Raw genomic sequence first — 18,618 nt, 5'->3', positions numbered from 1 at the left:
GGCTCAGGCCTCGCCGTTCTTCCGCAGATTTGCAATGCCGTGGCGGTAGCGCTGTTCGAGGATCTCCCGGCTGTTTGCCGTCACATCAAGGTTACGCAGACAGCCGTCCTGAATGCCGTATACCCAGCCGTGCAGGGAGACATCCTTTCCGCGTTTCCAGGCAGATTGCAGTACGGTGGAGTGCCCCAGGTTATAGACTTGTTCAATAACGTTGATTTCGCACAGTTTGTCCAGGCGCTTATCCGGCGGGAGTTCCCCCAGCAACACGCTATGCTTGTACCAGAGGTCGCGGATGTGCAGCAGCCAGTTATCGATTAATCCCAGTTCCGGGTTATCCATCGCCGCCTGCACGCCGCCGCAGCCGTAATGGCCGCAGACGATAACGTGTTCCACTTCCAGCACTTCGATAGCGTACTGCACCACGGACAGACAGTTCAGGTCGGTGTGGATTACCAGATTGGCCACGTTGCGGTGAACGAAGAGTTCGCCGGGTTCGAGCCCGGTCAGACGTTCGGCAGGAACCCGGCTGTCAGAACAGCCAATCCACAGGAAGCGCGGTTTTTGTGCCTGGGCGAGCCGCTCAAAAAAGCTGGGATCTTCTTCAACCAGTAATTTTGACCATTTGCGGTTGTTTCTGATCAGGGTGTTGATGTCTGTCATGGTGTTGAGCGACCGGTTACTGCGCAGAGTGCGCGCGCGTACTATATGACAGGGCCTGATAAATTTAAACGGCATTGCAATGCCATCAAAACAGGGTATGGATGCAGAATGACTTATGCACTGGAACTTTCCCGGCTGACCAAGACCTATCCCGGCGGCGTGCAGGCGCTGAAGGGCATCGATCTTAACGTTGAAGCGGGTGACTTTTATGCGCTGCTGGGGCCAAACGGTGCCGGTAAATCGACCACCATCGGAATTATCAGTTCGCTGGTTAACAAATCCGAGGGCAGCGTGCGGGTGTTTGGCTACGATCTCGAAAAAGATGTGGTGAATGCCAAGCGCCAGCTCGGCCTGGTGCCGCAGGAGTTTAACTTCAACCCGTTTGAGACGGTGATGCAAATCGTTGTTAATCAGGCGGGTTACTACGGCGTTGAGCGTCGTGAAGCCAATGAGCGGGCAGAAAAGTATCTGAAGCAGCTCGATCTGTGGGGAAAACGCGCTGAACGTGCACGCATGCTTTCCGGCGGGATGAAGCGTCGCCTGATGATCGCCCGTGCGCTGATGCATGAGCCTAAGCTGCTGATTCTGGATGAACCCACCGCTGGCGTGGATATCGAACTGCGACGCTCAATGTGGGTGTTCCTGAAAGATCTCAATGCCAAAGGCACGACCATTATTCTCACTACCCACTATCTGGAAGAGGCGGAGATGCTGTGCCGCAACATCGGCATCATCCAGAGCGGTGAGCTGGTGGAGAACACCTCAATGAAAGGGCTGCTCTCCAAGCTCAAATCAGAAACCTTTATCCTGGATCTGGCACCCCGCAGTCCGCTGCCCACGCTGGAAGGGTTCCAGTACCGGCTGACCGATACCTCAACGCTCGAAGTGGAAGTGCTGCGTGAGCAGGGGCTCAACAGCGTCTTCAGCCAGCTTAGCGCGCAGGGTGTGCAGGTGCTGAGTATGCGCAATAAAGCCAACCGTCTTGAAGAGCTGTTTGTGGGTCTGACGACGCAGGGAAAAACAGGAGCAAAAGCATGACACATCTCTACTGGGTGGCGCTGAAGAGCATCTGGGCCAAAGAGGTTAACCGTTTCGCCCGCATCTGGATCCAGACGCTGGTACCGCCGGTCATCACCATGACGCTCTATTTCATCATTTTTGGCAACCTGATCGGGTCGCGCATCGGTGAAATGCACGGCTTCAGCTATATGCAGTTCATCGTGCCGGGATTGATCATGATGGCGGTCATCACTAACGCCTATGCCAACGTGGCGTCGTCGTTCTTCAGCGCCAAGTTCCAGCGCAACATTGAAGAGCTGCTGGTCGCGCCGGTGCCGACCCACATCATCATTGCCGGCTATGTTGGCGGCGGCGTGGCGCGTGGTGTCTGCGTGGGTATTCTGGTGACGGCCATCTCGCTGTTCTTTGTGCCGTTCCACGTGCATTCCTGGACGATGGTGGCGGTCACGCTGCTGCTGACCGCGATTCTGTTTTCACTGGCAGGTCTGCTGAACGCTGTCTTTGCGCGCACGTTTGACGATATCAGCCTGATCCCGACCTTTGTGCTGACGCCACTGACTTATCTGGGCGGCGTATTCTATTCACTGAGTTTGCTGCCGCCGATCTGGCAGGCTGTCTCTAAACTCAATCCAATCGTTTATATGATTAGCGGATTCCGTTATGGCTTCCTCGGCATTAATGATGTGCCGCTGGTGTTTACCCTCTCGGTGCTGGTGGCCTTTATTCTGGTGTTCTACTGGCTGGTCTATGCGCTGATACAGCGCGGACGCGGATTACGCACCTGACGTTAAGCTGAATGGTAAGGGCCACGCTGCGATAAGGGCGTGGCTTTTTTTTGGGTGGAGAGCAAATCACGCTGACTACGGTTCTGCCTGGCCTTAAAAATCACCTTAAAACCCGCCTCATTCGTTATATTTTGTCTCTGAAGCCGCCCGACGCCTCGCTTACATCCTTACTCACAAAAAATAACCCTAAGTATTATCTGATAATACTCTGACATCTTTCGCTATCTGAATGATTTTTAACTATTAAATATTTTTTAAGAATAGCCTTAAAGTCTGGCTGTTGTTTATTTGATTATGAATTATCAGAATAGCGCCGGAATAAGGTTATTCCTCTGCTCAGGGACGAATGAGTAGGCTAAGAGTCTTCTTAATAAGAAAAATGGCAACCGAATCAGGGCCAGTTTTTAATCAAAGGCAGGAAAAGATGAATCGTATAACGTGGATCGATAATCTGCGGGGATTGAGTATTCTCGCAATCATTTTTTTGCACAGCACTATTGCCGTACATAATAACGCCGGACATTTTACCGCCTTCAGCGGCCTGTTAAATGAGATGCTGGCACCGGTAAGGCTGGGGCTGATGTTCTTTGTTTCAGGTTTATTTGTCGATGCCGGGTTAAGAAAAGGCCTGGGTCCTTTTTTTAATAACAAGGTGCGCAGTATTCTCTATCCATTTGTGGTCTGGGTTGCCGTCTACGGCGGGTTGAAAATCCTGTTCAGCTCAATGGCTAATACGCCGCAATCACCGATGAATATTATTCTCTCCCACCTGACCGGTGGCGGTGATATGACCTGGTTCCTGCATTCGCTGTTTATCTTCTTTATTGTGATTATCTTTGCCCGTCACTTGCCGTTCCTGCTGGTGTTTGCCATCTGTATGACGCTGAGCTGGGCGCTGCCAGCGATTGAGGCGGATGGCGTGTTTGCCAGCTTCGACAATACCCACATCAATAAATCGCTTTATCTGTTTGTATTCTTCTATCTCGGCGATTACGTCGTGAGGAAGCAGGTGGATATCGCAGAGAAAGTGCAGCATGGCCCGACGCTGTTTATCTCGGTAATTAGTTTTGTGCTGCTCTCCTGCCTGAATATCTTTGTACTGGAACGTCATTCCCAGGCGTTATTGTCACCGCTGGCACTATTATCGGTTCCGTTCTTTGTCTGGATTGCGCTGAAACTGAAGTCTGAACTGGTTTACTACATAGGCGTCAATTCTATCGTCTTCTACCTGTCGCATTATCTGGCGATTCAGTTCTTCAGTAAGATTGTGAAGTTTGAAAGCCCGTCAGCCTGGGTAAATGACCTGAAGTTTATTTCGGCGTTCCTGGTGGCGCTGGCGTTACCGTGGACATTATGTCTGATGAGAAAACGCGGCTGGTTTAATTTCCTCTTTACGATGAAAAAGTCATCGAAGCCGATGACAACCAAACCGGTTTAATTACTGCAGCAGAAATAAAAAGGGCCGCCCGTTTTAACGGCGGCCCTTTTTTAATCAGGTTTTAATCAGGCAATCTGCACCGGCAGCGCTTTCGCCAGACGCTTCATCTGGTTGTCACCTTCAAAATAGGCGACCTTAGGCTGCCACTGACGCGCCTCGGCATCGTCTACCTGCACATAGGAGCAGATAATTAAAATATCGCCTTCGCAGGCGCAGCGGGCGGCCGCACCGTTGACCGAGATGATTTTCGAGCCACGCTCAGCCGCGATAGCGTAGGTGGAAAAGCGCTGACCGTTGGTGACGTTATAAATATCGATCGCTTCATATTGCAGAATGCCGGAAGCATCCAGGAAATCCTGATCGATAGCGCAGGAACCTTCATAATTGAGGTCCGCCTGCGTCACCTTCACGCGGTGCAATTTGCCTTGCAGAACTGTGCGAATCATAGCCAGAAACCTTGTCAGAGAAATAAAATAACCTGCAGCGGGATGAATTACTGCGTCAGGTCAACGGTTTGATTATCAATCAGGCGGGCCTTGCCCAGCCAGGCGGCCATCAGCACCACCGCGCGCTGGCTGTCCACCGTCAGCGGTTGCAGCGTTTCCGCATCACAGATCGCCAGGCCATCAGGACGCAATCCCTGCGCCAGCAGTGCCTCACTGGCTGCCTCAATGATCTCGTCAACATGACGCTCGCCATTCTCCAGCTGCGTCGCCATCTGATGCATCACCTGGCTCAGGACCGGTGCCAGCTTACGCTCATCTGCCGTCAGGTAGCCGTTGCGCGAACTCAGCGCCAGGCCATCTTTAGCGCGCACCGTAGGCACACCAACAATCTCAATGTCGAAGCCCATATCGGCCACCATCTTACGAATGATAGCCAGCTGCTGAAAATCCTTTTCACCGAAACAGGCAATATCGGGCTGTACCAGATTAAACAGTTTGCTGACGATAGTGGCCACACCGCGAAAATGACCTGGACGTGTGGCCCCTTCCAGCAGGGAAGAGAGCACCGGCACCTCAACAAAGGTCTGATTCTGCGCGCCCTGCGGATAGACTTCAGCAGGTGAGGGGGCGAAGACCACGTCAACCTGGTGGCGATTCAGCTTTTCACAATCTTCCTGCAGCGTGCGCGGGTAGCGCGCTAAATCATCGGCGCGATCGAACTGCATCGGATTGACAAAGATCGAGACAATCACGATGTCGCCGCGCGCCCGTGCTTCATCCACCAGTGTCAGATGGCCTTCATGCAGGTTGCCCATGGTCGGCACCAGCGCAATGCGTTTACCCTGCTGGCGCCAGCGACGGACTTCCTGGCGCAGCATCAGCAGCGTTTCAATGATCAACACGGTGACTCTCCTGGATTACTGGAAACTGTGCTCTGCCGCCGGATAGGTTCCGGCCTCGACTTCGGCGATATAGTGGCGAATCGCCGCGCGAACATCGCCGGTCTCCGCCAGGAAATTTTTGGCAAACTTGGGAATGTGGCCGCCGGTTACGCCCAGCGCGTCATGCATCACCAGAATCTGACCATCGGTGACATTGCCGGCACCGATGCCGATCACCGGGATGGTGAGCGCGTCGGTAATCCGCTGCGCTACCGACACCGGCACACACTCCAGCACCATCAGCTGTGCGCCTGCGGCTTCCAGCGCCAGCGCATCGGCCAGCAGCTGCTCTGCACCGGCTTCATCCCGGCCCTGTACTTTATAGCCGCCAAAGATATTGACCGACTGCGGTGTCAGGCCCAGATGACCACACACCGGAACGGCGCGCTCGGTCAGCATCTGCACGGTCTCAGCCAGCCAGCTGCCGCCTTCCAGTTTCACCATGTTAGCACCGGCACGCATCAGCTGCGCGGCGTTGTCAAAGGTCTGCTGTGGTGTGGCATAACTCATAAACGGCAGGTCGGCGAGCAGCAGTGCCTGTGGTGCGCCACGGCGCACGGCGGCGGTGTGATAGGCGATGTCGCTGACCGTGACCGGCAGGGTGGAATCATGCCCCTGCACCGTCATCCCTAAAGAATCACCAACCAGCAGCACCTGAATGCCTTCATCGGCAAACAAGCGGGCAAAACTGAAATCGTAGGCGGTCAGGGTCGCGAATTTTTTACCGCTGGCTTTCGCCTGACGCAGATGTGAAATCGTGGTGGGTTTCATGGCGCTCTCAACTCAGGAATTCTGATGGGCGCAGTTTACTGGATAGCGTGAAAGAGCGGAATCAGAGATGTGCGTTTGTCTGCTCAGCCGTGCCACAGCACGATGCTGCTGCTGTCGAGGTTAGCCAGGATTGTGCTGAGTGCGCGGCCGTCGGGCAGGCGGGCGTCTGGCGCAATCGCCAGCAGGGGCACCAGCATAAACGCACGATTCAGCAGATCATAGTGCGGCACAATCAGCCGCTCCGTGTTGATGTGCGCCTCGCCAAACAGCATCAGATCGATATCCAGCGTGCGCGGACCCCAGCGTTCTGCCTTGCGCACCCGGCCATGCTCCCGCTCGATCCGCTGGGTATGGTCAAGCAGCGCTTCGGCACTGAGATCGGTCTCCAGCGCCACGGCGGCATTGAGAAAATCGGGCTGATCGGGCGGGCCATAAGGCGGCGTGCGGTAGAACGGCGAGGTAGCGATGCGTTGCGTCTGCGGCAACGCATCCAGTGCGGTCAGCGCTGCATCAACCTGATGCAGCGGATCGGCCAGGTTACTGCCTAACGCGAGGTAAACCCGTGTCATGAGACGTTCTGGTTGTCACGACGCGGTGCGGAAGGACGGCGGCGCGGACGACGCGATTTATTACGCGGCACCGGATCGTCACCCAGGTTATTGAGCATGTTTTTCTGATGCGGCGGCGCAGCCACCTGGAATTCACCCCACCACTGGCTCAGGCGCAGCAGTTCCGGGTTATTTTCCACTTCTGCACGCAGTGCCAGCAGATCGTAAGCGGCGCGGAATTTCGGATGCTCCATCAGTTTCCAGGCGCGTTTACCGTGACGGCGGGACATACGTAACTGCAGCAGCCAGATATCGCGAATTAGCGACGTAATACGTTTCGGAATCGCCAGCGCACGGCAGGCTTCGTCCAGCGTATCGTTCATCGCCATCGCAAAAGCTTCGAAGTAGGTCAGGCCACTCTCCTGCGCAATGCGTTCTGCCGTTTCAAGCTGCGGATACCAGAACATCGCGGCAAACAGGAACGCCGGATTAACGCGCATGTCGTTGTGAATGCGGTTATCGGTGTTTTTCAGCACCTGCGCCAGCATCCGCTCCATGTGGCTGTCGCTGTTTTCGGTGAAGTTGCGCGCCAGCGTCGGGAACAGGGGCTGGAACAGCTGATATTCACACAGCTTGAGATATGTGCTGTAGCCGTAGCCAGCCTGCAACATCTTCAGCGACTCTTCAAACAGGCGAGCAGGCGGAATATCACGCAACAGCGAGGCCAGACGTGGAATCGGCTCGGCGGTTTCCGGCGCAATGCTCATATTGAGTTTGGCAGCAAAGCGTGCGACGCGCAGCATGCGGACCGGATCTTCGCGGTAGCGGGTTTCCGGATCGCCAATCAGGCGAATGATGCCCTGTTCGAGATCGCTGATGCCGCCGACATAGTCACGCACGCTGAAATCAGCCACGCTGTAGTAGAGGCTGTTGATGGTGAGATCGCGTCGCTGGGCATCATCTTCGATTGAGCCGAAGATGTTGTCGCGCAGCAGCATACCGCTCTGGGCACGCTGCGAGCTGTTGCGATCCTCTTCCGGCTCTTCCGCCTGATGATGTCCACGGAAGGTGGCGACTTCGATCACTTCCGGGCCAAACATCACGTGCGCCAGACGGAAACGACGGCCAACCAGGCGACAGTTGCGGAACAACTTACGCATCTGCTCAGGCGTGGCATTGGTGGTCACGTCGAAATCTTTGGGTTTTTGCCCCAGTAGCAAATCGCGCACGCCACCGCCTACCAGATAGGCTTCATAACCGGCTTTGTTCAGGCGATAGAGCACTTTGAGGGCATTTTCGCTGATGTCTTTACGTGAGATGGTATGGCTTTCACGAGGAATGATGGTCATCAGACGCTCTGGTTCAACCTCTGCTGGGGCTTCCTCTTCATCACGCTTCAGGACTTTCCGGCAAAAATTAGCTACTCGGGTAAAAATGGGACACCTCGACAGTGGCAATTAGGGTGTAGGTAAAATCAGCGGCTAATCATAGCCTGTTGAGAACCGTTTGAGAATGCTGTTGTCTATGCATCCGGTTTCAGGGCGTTCTCTTGCGGCATCAAAGCGATATTCCACTGCGCCACCGCATCAGACAGCAGTTTGTCCTGCGTTAAGTCCTGCCAGCCGCCTGAAACCGGCTGTCCGAGGAAGCGTAACGCCGCCACCAACAGGGGTCTGGCATCGCCATTCGGCAGCGCAGGTGCATGATTCTGCTTCGACAACTTATGGCCATCGTGGTTAAGCGCCAGCGGCAGATGCAGCCAGTCAGGCACCGGCCAGCCAAATTGCTGGTAGAGCGCAATCTGTCGCACCGTCGGCTCAATCAAATCTGCGCCGCGAACCACTTCGGTAATGCCCTGAAAATGATCATCGACAACGACCGCCAGGTTATAGGCAAACAGGCCATCACGGCGGTGAATAATAAAATCTTCCTGTGCCAGACGCCTGTCCGCCTCCACACGGCCACGCAGACGATCGTCAAACGCAAAGACCGGCGCATGCTGGCGTAAACGCAGCGCGGCATTCTCCGGTCCGCGTTGCCGTTCACGGCAGTAACCATCATAGAAACCGCCAATCTGCTGAATGCGACGCCGGGGGCAGGTGCAGTAATAGCTTTGACGATGCTGCTGCAGCCAGGCCAGCGCGTCACGGTAGGCCTCATGACGTTGTGACTGCCACAGAACCTCGCCATCCCACTCTAAACCGTAGTGCTCCAGCTGATGCAGGATACGGCTGGCGGCACCCGGCACTTCCCGTGGCGGATCGATATCTTCAATCCTCACCCGCCAGACGCCGTTTTGCGCACGCGCGCTCAGGTAACTGCCCAGGGCAGCAATCAGCGATCCGAAGTGGAGTTCACCAGAGGGAGAAGGGGCGAAGCGACCGATACAGGAGGATGACATAGGTTTCAGAAGTGACCACGCAGCGGACAAAACAGCAGTTGTTCCACTGCGTGGTAACAGGCTGGACGCGGCATCAGCCGGCCATTTGTTTCTCACGAATTTCTGCTAACGTCTTACAGTCGATGCAGAGATCGGCAGTAGGACGGGCTTCGAGACGGCGGATACCAATCTCAACGCCACAGGAATCGCAATAGCCGAAGTCGTCATCTTCAACTTTCTTCAGCGTCTTCTCGATCTTTTTGATCAGTTTACGTTCGCGATCGCGGTTACGCAGCTCCAGGCTGAACTCCTCTTCCTGCGCGGCACGGTCAACCGGGTCCGGGAAGTTAGCGGCTTCATCCTGCATATGAGAAACGGTACGATCGACTTCGTCCCGTAATTGATTACGCCAGGCTTCCAGAATCTTGCGAAAATGGGTCAGCTGCGCATCATTCATATACTCTTCGCCAGGCTTCACCTGATAAGGTTCGACGCCAGCAATAGAGAGAATACTCAGGGACGATGTTTTACGGTTTTGACCTTCTTGCATGTTGCTTCTCCTGGATAACACGCACTATACCCTTCGAATTTCGTCTCGCAGGGGCCTTGCTGCCAGCCTGCATTTGACGTCTGCGGGGTACATCGATCCCCCATTGGGGAAAAAAACAGGCCGCTATAAATAACAGAAGCAGTCAGGGTTGGCAATTCTTCATGAACACACCTTGACAAGCCTGTGAGGAACAGCGTAATTGGCCCTTAGCTCAGAACATTCTTAACACATAAAATTGCAAAAGATATTACAAGGTTACGTTGATCGGCGATTTAAGAAACATTCCCTCCGCCGATAAGTCTGCCTGATACGCTAAAACCTCTACGCCCTCCTGCTGCGCCTGAGCCAGTTGTTCTGCATACGCCACATCAATGTGACGTGCCGGAGAAACGTCCTCAATCCCCGAGTGCAAAACGGCAAACAACAAAACGGCCCGATGACCCTCTGCCGCAACTGTTGCCAGTTCACGCAGGTGTTTCTGTCCTCGAATCGTCACCGCATCCGGAAAATACCCTTTTCCTTCATGTAGAAGGGTTACGGATTTCACCTCAATATAGCAGTTGCGCCGGGCCTCTGCTTTGAGCAGGAAATCAATTCTGCTTTTTTCAGTGCCATATCTCACTTCCGCCTGACGATGCGTATAACCGGCCAGCGCCGGCAGCCGATCCTGCTCCAGCGCCTCAGCCACCAGCTGGTTGGCGCGCAGCGTATTCACGCAGATCCAGTGGCCCTGTTGTGTTTCGGTCAGTTCCCAGCTGTGGGGGTATTTGCGCGTCAGGCTGTCGGACGTCGAGTACCAGACCCGATCGCCCGGCGTGGCGCAGCCGGTCATGGCGCCGGTATTGGCGCAGTGAATTGTCAGAACGTCGCCCTCTGGCGTCACCACATCGGCCAAAAAACGTTTGTAACGGACGATCAGACGGGCGGGTTTAAGGGGCGGAGAGAAGTGCATGTGGATCCTGAGAATGTAATGGCCAGCTAGCCAGGGCGCGATAGCGGGTGCGGCCCCGGGCATATTCAGAGGCGAACAGAGAAAAGGTGGAGACGCGAAAACGCCAGTGAAAGCCGCGCGGCGGTAACGTCACCGGCTGCGTGGCGTGGCGTAACAGCGTGATGTGCGGATGAAACGGCTGGGGGCTCTGGTAACAGCCATGCCGGGCGGCCTGGGCCCGCAGCAGGCTGGCGAGCTGCAACAGACCGCGTGGTGCGCGCTGGCAGCCGAGCCAGACCACGCCGGGGCGCGGCCAGTGTCCGGCATCATCCAGGTCGAGATCAAAACCGGGCTGTACAATACGCGAGGCCAGCGTCTGCAGGCGCTGTGAGGTTTCCGGCGCAACTTCACCCAGAAACGCCAGCGTCAGGTGCAGATTCGCCGCGACCACCGGCTGGCCCGCCTCCGCAGGAAAGGTATCGGCCCGCCAGTGCACCAGCTCTTGCTGCATCTCGTCAGGCAGGCTGATGGCAAAAAATAAGCGTTGTGTCGCCATGGCGCTCTCCGGCAAATATCACGGATGGATGCTACAATGCGCGCCATCTTAGCACAGGCAGAAGCGGAGTTTGCTGTGAGCGATTTACCGGTCAGCGCGGTGCTGCCTGACATCCTGGCGGCGCTGAGTGACGCCCCACAAATCCTGCTGGCCGCACCAACCGGCGCGGGCAAATCGACCTGGCTGCCGCTGCAGTTGTTACAGCAGGCGGCGCTGCCGGGACGGATCATCATGCTGGAGCCACGTCGGCTGGCGGCGCGTAATGTGGCGCAGCGGCTGGCGGAGCAACTCGGCGAGCAGCCGGGTGGCACGGTGGGATTCCGGATGCGTGGCGAAAGCTGCGTCGGGCCACAGACCCGGCTGGAAGTGGTGACCGAAGGCATGCTCACGCGCATGCTTCAGCACGACCCGATGCTGGAAGGCGTGTCGCTGGTGATCCTCGATGAATTTCACGAGCGCAGCCTGCAGGCCGATCTGGCGCTGGCGCTGCTGCTTGATGTGCAGCAGGGGCTGCGCGACGACCTTAAAATCATGCTGATGTCCGCCACGCTGGACAATGCCCGGCTGGCGGCGCTGCTGCCGGATGCGCCACTGATCGTCTCAGAAGGGCGCAGCTATCCGGTTGAGCGACGTTACGCGTCACTGAATCAGAATGTGCGTTTTGAAGAGGCGGTCGCGCGTGAAGTCGCCCAGCTGCTGCGGGATGAGAGCGGTTCGCTGCTGCTGTTTCTGCCGGGTGTGGCGGAGATCGAACGGGTGAAGCGCGAGCTGGAATCACGCATCAGTGACGACGTTGATCTGACGCCGCTCTATGGCGCACTGCCGCTGGCGGCGCAGCGCCGGGCAATTCTGCCTGCCGCCGACGGCCGCCGCAAAGTGGTGCTTGCCACCAATATCGCCGAAACCAGCCTGACCATTGAGGGGATTCGGCTGGTGGTCGACAGTGCGCTGGAACGCTGCGCGCTGTTTGACGCCCGCAGCGGCGTGACGCGTCTGCAGACCCAGCGAATCAGCCAGGCATCGATGATCCAGCGAGCGGGTCGCGCCGGGCGACTGATGCCGGGGCTCTGCCTGCATCTGGTGCCGCAGGAGCAGGCATCACGAGCGGCGGCGCAGAGTGAACCGGAAATCGTTAACAGCGATCTCTCGTCGCTGTGGCTGGATCTGCTGCAGTGGGGCTGTACCCAGCCGCAACAGCTGCAGTGGCTGGATCTGCCGCCCGCCAGAAATCTGGATGCGGCGCAGCAGCAGCTGACCCGACTGGGAGCACTGGACAACAACGGCCTGCTCAACACGCTGGGACGGCGCATGGCGCAGCTGGGATGCGATCCCCGACTCGCCGCCATACTGTGTGCCGCAGGCGATGAGCCGGATGCGGTCGCCAGCGCCGCGCTGCTGGTGGCGATTCTGGAAGATCCTCCCCGCAGCGGCAGCGCCGACCTGCGTGATGCGCTGCATCGGCCGCAGGCGCAATGGCAGCGGCGGGCGCAGCAGTGGCAGCAGCGGCTTAAAATCCGTGGCGGGCGCATCGATGAAGATCGTTTCGCCGGATTGCTGGCGGTGGGCTTTGGCGATCGGCTGGCGCGGCGACGCGATCAGAGCGGTCGCTATCAGCTGGCCAACGGGCTGGGGGCCAGACTCGATGAGCAGGATGGCCTGACGCGTAATGAGTGGCTGATTGCGCCTGCTCTGTTGCAGGGCAGTGCCACACCGGATGCCCGGATGTTGCTGGCACTGCCGGTCGATATTGAAACGCTGTGCCAGCAGCAGCCCGCCCTGATTGAGCGCCGGACCGAAGTGGAATGGGACGAAGAGAAAGGCACGTTGCGTGCTTTCAGACGTGAGCAGATTGGCGCGCTGATACTGAAAACCCAGCCGATGGCGCGCCCGGAACCAGAGGTGCTGCACGCGGCCATGCTGCGCTGGATCGCCGAAAAAGGTCTGTCGGTACTGGGCTGGACGCCGGAGGCCGAACAGCTGCGTCTGCGCATCCAGTGTGCGGCCCGGTGGCTGCCGGAAGAGAGCTGGCCCGCGACCGACGATGAAACCCTGCTTGAGAGCCTGCCGCAGTGGCTGTTGCCGCAGATGTCAGCGGTACGCGATCTCCGCAGCCTGCAGGCGGTGAACCTGACCACGGCACTCTTACATTTACTCACATGGTCACAGCGTCAGCGGCTGGATACTGTGCTGCCAACTCATTACACTGTGCCCACCGGAAGCCGGCTGCCAATCCGCTACGATGCGGAGAAGCCGCCCGCGCTGGCGGTAAGGATTCAGGAGATGTTTGGCGAAGCGCAGAATCCCACCGTAGCGGAAGGACGTATTCCGCTGGTGCTGGAGCTGTTATCGCCCGCCCAGCGCCCGTTGCAGATCACCCGCGATCTGGCGGCGTTCTGGCGCGGTGCCTGGCCGGAGGTCAGGAAAGAGATGAAGGGACGTTATCCTAAACATCCCTGGCCCGAGGATCCGGCCACCGCCTTGCCAACAAGGCGAACCAAAAAAATGTCCCCGCAGGGTTGAGTCCGCTGGATCGAATTCAGAGGGTTCTGCCATGCGGCACGCGAGAAAGCAGTTAGAGTAGCGGCGCTGCCGTAAGCACTGCCTGGAGAAGAAAAGTAATGTCTGGGAACGATCGCGAACCAATAGGGCGCAAAGGTAAACCGTTGCCGCCGCGCAGCAGTGCGGGCCGGGGACGACGCAGGGATATCGAACAGGATATCGATCAGGACGATTTTAATGATGACGAGGAGGAAGCGCCGGTGCCACGTAAAGGTAAAGGTGGAAAACCGCCGCGCGGCAAACGCCGTTGGCTGGGATGGGTAATCAAACTGTTCCTGGTGTTTGTGGTGGTCATGGCCGCGTGGGGCATCTACCTCGACTCGGAAATTCGCAGCCGGATTGACGGTAAAGTGTGGCAACTGCCCGCCACCGTCTATGGCCGCATGGTCAGCCTGGAACCCGGCATGGCCTACAACAAAAGTGAAATGGTGGCGCTGCTGGAAGGTACTCAGTATCGCGAAGTCTCCCGTATTACCCGCCCTGGCGAGTTTTCGGTGAAGGGCAACACCATCGATCTGCTGCGTCGCCCGTTTGATTTCCCCGACAGTAAAGAGGGGCAGATCCACGCGCGCATGAGCTTCAGTAAAGATGAGCTGAGCGAGATTAAAAACCTTGAAACCGGTCGTGATTTTGGCTTTTTCCGCCTCGATCCTCGCCTGATCACCATGCTGCAGTCGCCGAACGGTGAACAGCGACTCTTCGTACCGCGCGCCGGTTTCCCGGATCTGCTGGTCGATACGCTGATCGCCACCGAAGATCGCCATTTCTATGAGCATGATGGCATCAGCCCTTACTCCATTGGCCGCGCCTTCCTGGCGAACATCACGGCCGGGAAAGCGGTGCAGGGCGGCAGTACGCTGACGCAGCAGCTGGTGAAGAACCTGTTCCTCACCAACGAGCGTTCGCTGTGGCGTAAAGCGCGTGAAGCCTACATGGCGGTGATCATGGATGCGCGCTACAGCAAAGATCGCATCCTGGAGCTCTACCTGAACGAGGTCTATCTCGGTCAGGCTGGCAGCGATCAGATCCGCGGTTTCCCGCTGGCCAGCCTCTACTACTTTGGCCGTCCGGTTGATGAGCTGAGTCTGGATCAGCAGGCGATGCTGGTCGGCATGGTGAAAGGCGCGTCGCTCTATAATCCGTGGCGTAACCCGAAACTGGCGCTGGAACGACGCAACCTCGTGCTGCGCCTGTTGCAGCAGCAGAAAGTGATCGACCAGGAGCTGTATGACATGCTGTCGGCCCGTCCGCTGGGCGTGCAGCCGAAAGGCGGCGTGATTACGCCGCAGCCGGCCTTTATGCAGATGGTGCGTAACGAGCTTCAGGCAAAACTGGGCGACAAGGTGAAAGATCTCTCAGGGGTGAAAATCTTCACCACGCTGGATCCGGTGTCGCAGGATGCGGCCGAAAAAGCGGTGATCGATGGCATTCCGACGCTGAAAAAACAGCGTGGTCTGAAAGATCTGGAAACCGCGATGGTGGTGGTTGACCGTTTCAGCGGCGAAGTCCGCGCTATGGTCGGCGGTGCCGATCCGCAGTATGCCGGTTACAACCGTGCGCTGCAGGCACGCCGCTCTATCGGCTCACTGGCGAAACCGGCGACTTACCTGACCGCGCTGAGTCAGCCAAACAGCTACCGGCTGAACAGCTGGATCGCCGATGAGCCGATTGCGCTGAAGCAGCCAAACGGCAGCATCTGGAAACCGATGAACGACGATCGTCGCTTCAGCGGCAAAGTGATGCTGGTGGATGCGCTGACCAACTCAATGAACGTGCCGACCGTAAACCTCGGCATGACGCTGGGGCTGGATGCGGTAGTGGATACCTGGAATAAGCTGGGCGTGCCGAAAGAGCAGCTGCATCCGGTGCCATCGATGCTGCTGGGTGCCTTAAACCTGACGCCGGTTGAAGTGGCTCAGGCGTTCCAGTCGATTGCCAGCGGCGGCAACCGCGCGTCGCTGTCAGCGGTGCGTTCGGTGATTGCGGAAGATGGCAGCGTGCTCTATCAGAGCTATCCGCAGGCGCAGCGTGTTGAGCCGGCGCAGGCCGCTTATCTGACGCTCTACACCATGCAACAGGTGGCTGACCACGGTACCGCCCGTGCGCTGGGCGCGCGTTTCCCGAATGCGCATCTGGCGGGCAAAACCGGTACCACCAACGATCTGGTGGACAGCTGGTTTGCCGGTATTGATGGCAAAGAAGTGGCGATCACCTGGGTGGGACGCGATAACAACCAGCCGACCAAACTCTATGGTGCCAGCGGCGCGATGCAGCTCTACCGTCGCTACCTGGACATTCAGGCCCCGATGCCGTTACAGCTGACGCCGCCGGAAGATGTGTCGCTGATGAATGTGGATTCTGCCGGTAACTTTGTCTGCGGCACGGGCAGCAGTACCTGGCGTTCTCTGCCGGTGTGGGCGCTGGATCCGAATGCGCTGTGTCAGCAACAGCAGCAGCAGGTTCAGCAGCAACAACAGCTCTTCGATCAGCAGCAGCAACAACAGCAGCAGCCGCAACAACCGGCCCAGCAGCAACAGCAGGAGCAGAAAGATAGCGACGGCGTAGCAGGGTGGATAAAAGATATGTTTGGCAAATAAATCAGTCAGACAGGTTAAAAAGGGCGCTTCGGCGCCCTTTTTTTGTTCCTGATCAATACGCGTCAATCGGCCTGCAAACGGCGTCACTACTGGGATTTCTTCTTGCAGTACCTGCTGAATTTCGCATATTATCTAAGCGTTATAATAATCATAATCGTTTCGATTCGCCTGCCTGAGCCTATTGTTAAGAGACACTTTTATGAATGCGCGAACGACTTTTTCTGACAACACCAAAAAAACATTTTCCCGACCGCTTCTGGGCATCATGATCTCACTGAGCCTGAGCTCCTCTCTTTACGCCGCGCAGACGGAGACGATGGTCGTCTCGGCTGATGGCGGCAGCGGCGTCGAGGCGGAAAGCGCCTGGGGACCAGCACCCACCGTGGCAGCGAAACGCAGCGCCACCGGGACCAAAACTGATACCCCCATTGAAAAAAATCCGCAGTCCATCTCCGTGGTCACCCGTGAAGAGATGGAGATGCGTAACGTAACCAGTGTGAAAGGGGCGTTTAACTACACGCCTGGCGTGCTGACCGGTAACCGGGGCAGCTCAGACGTGATTGATGCGTTGTCGATTCGCGGTTTCAGCGAAACCAACACCAATCAGTATCTGGATGGTCTGAAACTGCAGGGTGACAACTACTCTGAGTTTGCCATCGATCCTTACTTCCTGGAACGCGCTGAACTGCTGCGCGGCCCGGTTTCGGTGCTTTACGGTAAGAGCAATCCCGGCGGCGTGGTCTCGCTGGTGAGTAAGCGTCCGACCCAGGAAACCCTGCGCGAAGTGCAGTTCCAGATGGGTAACGACAACCTCTTCTCGACCGGCTTTGACTTTGGCGGCGCGCTGGACGACGACGGCGTCTACAGCTATCGCCTGACCGGCCAGGCGCGCAGTCAGGATGCGCAGCAGGCGATGAACAAAGAGAAGCGCTACACCATCGCACCGGCTTTCAGCTGGCGTCCCGACGATCGCACCCGCATTGACCTGCTGACCTATTTCCAGAACGAGCCAGAAACCGGTTATTACGGCTGGCTGCCGCGTCAGGGCACGGTGGTACCGATCACCCGCGCCGATGGCAGCCAGTACAAACTGCCAACCAACTTTGATGAAGGCGAGCAGAGCAACAAGATTTCACGCAACACCAAAATGGTCGGTTATAACGCCGAGCACAGCTTTAACGACACCTGGACGCTGCGCCAGAACCTGCGTTATGCCGACCTGCGCACCGATTACCGCAGCATTTATGGCAATGGTTTCCTGCCGGCGACTCAGGAAATCACGCGCGGTTCGGCGGTTTCAGAAGAGAAACTCAACCAACTGGCGGTCGATACCCAGGCGCAGGCGAAATTCGCCACCGGCCAGGTTGATCATACGCTGCTGCTGGGCGTGGACTTCCAGCGTACCCGCAATGATATCGACGCACAGTTTGGCACTGCCTCCAGCCTGAATGCGGTTAATCCGCAATATGGCGATAACAGCGTAACGCCATTTGCCGATTCCTATCAGCATCTCAACAAACAGCGTCAGACCGGCCTCTATGCTCAGGACCAGATGGAGTGGAACCGCTGGGTGCTGACGCTGGGTGGCCGCTACGACTATGCCATGAACTCGGTTTACGATCGGGTAGCGGATAGCGTTGATCGCCAGAACGATCAGGCCTTTACCTGGCGCGGCGGCCTGAACTATGTGTTTGATAATGGCATCGCGCCTTACTTCAGCTACAGCGAAGCCTTTATTCCGAATGCAGGTTCGACCTATGACGGTCAGGCATTTGATCCGTCACGCGCTAAGCAGTATGAAGCGGGCGTGAAATATGTACCGAAAGATCGTCCGGTGGTGCTCACCGCAGCGCTTTATCAGCTGACCAAAACCAAAAACCTGACTGCGGACCCTGATACGTTTAATCATCCGTTTGCCAGCGTGCAGAGCGGTGAAATCCGGTCACGGGGCGTAGAGCTGGAAGCTAAAGCGGCGCTGAATGCCAACGTTAACCTGACGGCGTCCTACACCTACACCGATGCGGAATATACCGAAGACACCCAGCTCAAAGGCAAAACGCCGGTACAGGTGCCGAAACACATGGCCTCACTGTGGAGCGACTACACCTTCCACGAAACCGCTTTGTCAGGCGTGACGATCGGCGCGGGTGTGCGTTATGTCGGTGAGAGCCAGGGGCTTTACAGCACTGGCACTGAGCAGAACCAGAACTTTAAAGTTGCCGGTTACACCACGGTGGATGCGGCGCTGAAATATGATCTGGGTCGTTTCGGTTTGCCGGGTTCGACAGTGGGCGTCAACGTCAACAATCTGTTTGACCGCGACTACGTCGCCAGCTGCTACCGTGAATACGCCTGCTACTGGGGTGCGGAACGCCAGATTGTCGGCACCGCGACCTTCAGATTCTGATTTAACCGGGCGCTTCGGCGCCCGTTCAC

The 18,618-nt window shown here is 57.1% G+C and carries 16 protein-coding genes; 6 read left to right on the top strand and 10 right to left on the bottom strand.

What is annotated here, in order from left to right:
- Positions 1 to 3 precede the first annotated feature (3 nt).
- Complete coding sequence (gene can / locus ACX8ZY_RS16260; protein ID WP_033756922.1) at positions 4 to 660, bottom strand: carbonate dehydratase; 657 nt, start codon at positions 658 to 660, stop codon at positions 4 to 6.
- Between the two features lie 108 nt (positions 661 to 768).
- Here can and ACX8ZY_RS16255 point away from each other — a divergent pair, with 108 nt between their 5' ends.
- The 3 genes from ACX8ZY_RS16255 (at position 769) to ACX8ZY_RS16245 (ending at position 3,903) form a co-directional block, all read left to right on the top strand.
- Positions 769 to 1,698 carry an ABC transporter ATP-binding protein gene (locus ACX8ZY_RS16255; RefSeq protein WP_010254017.1) on the top strand — a complete coding sequence of 310 codons (930 nt, stop codon included), beginning with the start codon at positions 769 to 771 and terminating at the stop codon, positions 1,696 to 1,698.
- The gene (locus ACX8ZY_RS16250; RefSeq protein WP_010254018.1) at positions 1,695 to 2,465 is read left to right on the top strand and encodes an ABC transporter permease; all 771 of its coding nucleotides are present in this window, start codon (positions 1,695 to 1,697) and stop codon (positions 2,463 to 2,465) included. The genes ACX8ZY_RS16255 and ACX8ZY_RS16250 overlap by 4 nt, the downstream gene beginning before the upstream one ends.
- 424 nt (positions 2,466 to 2,889) lie before the next feature.
- The gene (locus ACX8ZY_RS16245) at positions 2,890 to 3,903 is read left to right on the top strand and encodes an acyltransferase family protein (protein WP_010671846.1); all 1,014 of its coding nucleotides are present in this window, start codon (positions 2,890 to 2,892) and stop codon (positions 3,901 to 3,903) included.
- A gap of 65 nt (positions 3,904 to 3,968) precedes the next feature.
- Here the strand turns inward: ACX8ZY_RS16245 and panD are convergent, their stop codons facing one another.
- The 9 genes from panD to thpR form a co-directional block, all read right to left on the bottom strand.
- Positions 3,969 to 4,349, bottom strand: coding sequence for an aspartate 1-decarboxylase (gene panD, locus ACX8ZY_RS16240; RefSeq protein ID WP_010254022.1), 381 nt, complete (start codon positions 4,347 to 4,349; stop codon positions 3,969 to 3,971).
- Positions 4,350 to 4,396: 47 nt separating this feature from the next.
- Positions 4,397 to 5,251 carry a pantoate--beta-alanine ligase gene (gene panC, locus ACX8ZY_RS16235; protein WP_022625439.1) on the bottom strand — a complete coding sequence of 285 codons (855 nt, stop codon included), beginning with the start codon at positions 5,249 to 5,251 and terminating at the stop codon, positions 4,397 to 4,399.
- A 15-nt stretch (positions 5,252 to 5,266) separates the two neighbouring features.
- Positions 5,267 to 6,061 (bottom strand): 3-methyl-2-oxobutanoate hydroxymethyltransferase, encoded by a 795-nt coding sequence (panB, locus tag ACX8ZY_RS16230; protein ID WP_010254026.1) that lies wholly within the window; start codon positions 6,059 to 6,061, stop codon positions 5,267 to 5,269.
- An 83-nt stretch (positions 6,062 to 6,144) separates the two neighbouring features.
- A complete protein-coding gene (gene folK / locus ACX8ZY_RS16225; protein ID WP_158131992.1) occupies positions 6,145 to 6,630 on the bottom strand; it encodes a 2-amino-4-hydroxy-6-hydroxymethyldihydropteridine diphosphokinase in 486 nt (161 codons plus the stop codon).
- A complete protein-coding gene (pcnB, locus tag ACX8ZY_RS16220) occupies positions 6,627 to 8,045 on the bottom strand; it encodes a polynucleotide adenylyltransferase PcnB (protein WP_203583884.1) in 1,419 nt (472 codons plus the stop codon). Before pcnB ends, folK begins: the two co-directional genes overlap by 4 nt.
- A gap of 86 nt (positions 8,046 to 8,131) precedes the next feature.
- Positions 8,132 to 9,010: a tRNA glutamyl-Q(34) synthetase GluQRS gene (gluQRS, locus tag ACX8ZY_RS16215; protein ID WP_158131991.1), complete on the bottom strand. Its 879-nt coding sequence runs from the start codon at positions 9,008 to 9,010 to the stop codon at positions 8,132 to 8,134.
- 73 nt (positions 9,011 to 9,083) lie between these two features.
- Positions 9,084 to 9,539 (bottom strand): RNA polymerase-binding protein DksA, encoded by a 456-nt coding sequence (gene dksA, locus ACX8ZY_RS16210; RefSeq protein ID WP_010254035.1) that lies wholly within the window; start codon positions 9,537 to 9,539, stop codon positions 9,084 to 9,086.
- Positions 9,540 to 9,786: 247 nt separating this feature from the next.
- Positions 9,787 to 10,491: a DNA/RNA nuclease SfsA gene (gene sfsA / locus ACX8ZY_RS16205; RefSeq protein WP_022625441.1), complete on the bottom strand. Its 705-nt coding sequence runs from the start codon at positions 10,489 to 10,491 to the stop codon at positions 9,787 to 9,789.
- On the bottom strand, positions 10,469 to 11,026 hold the full coding sequence (gene thpR / locus ACX8ZY_RS16200) for an RNA 2',3'-cyclic phosphodiesterase (RefSeq protein ID WP_122889287.1): 558 nt from the start codon (positions 11,024 to 11,026) through the stop codon (positions 10,469 to 10,471). The genes sfsA and thpR overlap by 23 nt, the downstream gene beginning before the upstream one ends.
- Before the next feature lie 36 nt (positions 11,027 to 11,062).
- Here thpR and hrpB point away from each other — a divergent pair, with 36 nt between their 5' ends.
- The 3 genes from hrpB (at position 11,063) to fhuA (ending at position 18,589) form a co-directional block, all read left to right on the top strand.
- Positions 11,063 to 13,546, top strand: coding sequence for an ATP-dependent helicase HrpB (gene hrpB / locus ACX8ZY_RS16195; protein ID WP_258992743.1), 2,484 nt, complete (start codon positions 11,063 to 11,065; stop codon positions 13,544 to 13,546).
- 98 nt (positions 13,547 to 13,644) lie between these two features.
- Positions 13,645 to 16,182 (top strand): bifunctional glycosyl transferase/transpeptidase, encoded by a 2,538-nt coding sequence (gene mrcB / locus ACX8ZY_RS16190; protein WP_258992742.1) that lies wholly within the window; start codon positions 13,645 to 13,647, stop codon positions 16,180 to 16,182.
- Between the two features lie 199 nt (positions 16,183 to 16,381).
- Positions 16,382 to 18,589 (top strand): ferrichrome porin FhuA, encoded by a 2,208-nt coding sequence (gene fhuA, locus ACX8ZY_RS16185; protein ID WP_421665088.1) that lies wholly within the window; start codon positions 16,382 to 16,384, stop codon positions 18,587 to 18,589.
- Positions 18,590 to 18,618 lie beyond the last annotated feature (29 nt).

This window comes from Pantoea sp. XAF26B01_ASV70, from assembly GCF_054512635.1.
Note: the sequence above shows the minus strand (reverse complement) of the source record. Positions and strands in the feature narration are given on the sequence as shown.